Origin of the sequence: Flavobacterium sp. (genome assembly GCF_043773265.1) — a bacterium.
Taxonomy (GTDB): domain Bacteria; phylum Bacteroidota; class Bacteroidia; order Flavobacteriales; family Flavobacteriaceae; genus Flavobacterium.
Genome location: NZ_JAYVFH010000206.1, coordinates 1 through 2,881, shown reverse-complemented (window position 1 = coordinate 2,881; position 2,881 = coordinate 1). Strand labels below are relative to the sequence as shown.

General features: G+C 26.7%; 4 protein-coding genes. All 4 read left to right on the top strand.

Going from position 1 to position 2,881, the window contains the following annotated elements; genetic code table 11:
- Positions 1–480: hypothetical protein (locus ACH2BO_RS11015; protein WP_395044796.1), on the top strand; the 480-nt coding region annotated here is incomplete at its 5' end.
- 614 nt (positions 481–1,094) lie between these two features.
- On the top strand, positions 1,095–1,286 hold the full coding sequence (locus ACH2BO_RS11010; protein WP_395044795.1) for a hypothetical protein: 192 nt from the start codon (positions 1,095–1,097) through the stop codon (positions 1,284–1,286).
- Positions 1,287–1,291: 5 nt separating this feature from the next.
- Positions 1,292–1,726 (top strand): hypothetical protein, encoded by a 435-nt coding sequence (locus ACH2BO_RS11005; RefSeq protein WP_395044794.1) that lies wholly within the window; start codon positions 1,292–1,294, stop codon positions 1,724–1,726.
- 56 nt (positions 1,727–1,782) lie between these two features.
- Positions 1,783–2,881: hypothetical protein (locus ACH2BO_RS11000; RefSeq protein WP_395044793.1), on the top strand; the 1,099-nt coding region annotated here is incomplete at its 3' end.

Genomic DNA, 2,881 nt, shown 5'->3' with positions numbered 1-2,881 from the left:
AAATTAGTTGACCAAATTTTTCAATATCAACTAAGCAAACCTAAAGAAAAATTAAATAGTAAAGATTTCTTAGAAAAACCTTTGGATAATAATTGGTTTATAGACGGTACTGAGGAACAAACTCTTCCAGGTTTTGGATTTGATAGTTTAATAATTGATGATGAAAATAGATTAGCATTATTTTGTATTGGTGGTACACAAACAGTTAAAGTCAATGTAAAAATTTTTAATTCAATAATTGAAAAAAATAACATTGGTTATGAAGCAATAGTGATTATTCAATATTTAGATACTTTTGGGGTTTCAGAAAGTGATTATACAAAAGAACTAAAATTTGATGCCGACACATTAAATATTGTGAAATACAATTACAGAGGTGGTGTTATGGCTCAATGGGTGTTGCAACATCAATATGGATATAACCCTTTTAATGATTATTTAACATATTCTGTAAATATGAAAAGAAAATGGAAAATATAAAAAAAATAATTTATCATTTTTCAATAGTTGAAGTTATATCATTAATCTTATTATTGTTATTTTCTTTTTTTGTAAATGTTAATAACAATATCTTTATTAATTTTATTTGGATTTTAGTTCTTTTTATTTACATTTCAAAAATTAATTTATTACTAACTTTTTTATTTTTCTTTATAAATAAAAATTCATCAAAAATAATATCAATAATTTTAATTATAATTTTTTCTTTTTTTGCAATTTACTTATACAATAAACAAGATTACTATAAAGGACTTTCTATAGAATATTTTCAACATCGAAATGATCGTATTACTTGCTATCTTATTGAAAATATTTTAGATGTTATTATATTTCTATTTTTAATGATAAATCAATTAATGGTAAAATTTTATTTTATTGTTTGGAGGAAAATGAAAAGAATATGGAGAAAATAAAGTCATTATTTACCATACATCTAGTATGTATAAACGTAACGATAGCGCGGATATGTCAACGCAATGATAGCGCATTATATGATAAAAAACAAATCTAATCATTAAAATTAGGATGCAAATTTATAAGTGTTAATAAATGGAGATTGTCTATTAACTATAGAGAAAACTCGGCTTATAATTTTGCTTCTTATAATATTTAAACCAGAATTTGAAAAAGCAGTTCGTTTCTATATGCAAACTGGCTTAATTTGGAATGGTGGCGAAGTACCAGTTATAGAAGACAAATTGTTTATGTCTATTGTAGATGAACTTCGTGAGCCAGAAGGAAAACCCGAAGGAAAAGCTTGGGCAACACGAGTACCAAAACATTAACAATATTGCAAGCCAACAGTATTGGACTACAAGTAGAAAAAGCATTGCCATGCCATTGCGAAGATGTTAATGAAGACACCTTTGAAAACCCACAAGATGTGCCGTGTAGCGATAGTTTTGTTTTGAACAACGCACAAATAAATGGTGCAACTGGTACTGCCAAAGTTTTTGGAAAAATTGAAGGTAATAATGGTATAAAAGCAGTAATAACTTTAAAAACTGTAGAAGGATTAATCCAAGAAATCGTTCTTTGTGATGCAGATGGAAATTGGGAAATAACATCAATAACCGCAGGTAACTATGAGCTATTGATAGATTCTAGTAACAAGTTTCCAGAAAGCACATACTCTATAACCGATGGTGTAAAACAACAGCTTGTTGAACTTGAAAACGGACAAATTTTAGAGTTTAACCTAACTGTTACTGAATTAATAAAATAATTAATGTAGCTTTGGTTTCGTCATTGGCGAAACCAAAGTTTTTATTTAAAAGAATTATGATAAGTAAAATTACTATTGACAAACTTTCAATTAGAAACAATAATCATAATATAACGGTTACACCAATAAATTATGACCCTAAAACCCAGCGTCTTTTAGTTTCGTTAAATAATAAAGTTGCAGAAACTATTCTTAACGAAAAAACTGGAAATTTAATTGCTAAAATTGAAGCACCAGTTGTAAATTCTAATAATTTAAACACCATTATTGTTCCTGATGTGCGTGTAAAAGTTTTTGTATATGATTTTATTAATGACAAAATTTTAGGAGCAAAACTTCAAGAGTTTAAATTTAATTTACAACAATTTGAATACGAAGCAATCGATGAGTTGTTGACTACTTCACCAGTCATTATGGGTAATTGGGATAAGCCAATTGTATTAGAAATCAATAAATTTAATGTAGTGTTAGATGTTTATAATGCTGACAGTTTTATAGTTGTTTGTATTAATGATGAGATTTTCCAACATAAATTTGGCACAACATATTTTGATTTACAAAACAAAGGAATTGTTTTGAATAAAAACTATCGACCTTATGCATTTATTACAAATGGAACCAAACCAGAAACACATATAGGTCAAATAGGAATAATTGAAAATATTGAAACAGGTCAACTATTTTATCCAAGAAAAAATGAAAAAGGATATATGGCATTTGATGCCTATGGAAAATTTAATATAAAATTTGATAAATTTATTTATTCTAATAAAAAAGGTATTAGAATCTTTGCAGATAATAATTTAGATTTTTATGTTAATGATAAACTAATTGGTAGATTTAAACAGTATAAAGATTGCGTAGGATTACCTAAAACAGAAGGTTACCGGGCTAATATCTTTACAATAAATGAAAAAACGTTTAAACTACCTGATGAATTTTCAGTTATTGCTTTAGATGAAAATGCGATTAATGACACTATGCCAGTTTTAATTGATAATGATAGAAGAATTAATCGTGATGATAAAGAAGACACAATTTCTAACAATGATTTAGAACCTTCAAATGATATTGCAAAAGATATATATAAAGAAATTGCAACACTTTGGAATCATTATGAAGATGCTTTATATGTAGCGCATTTAACTCCAACAC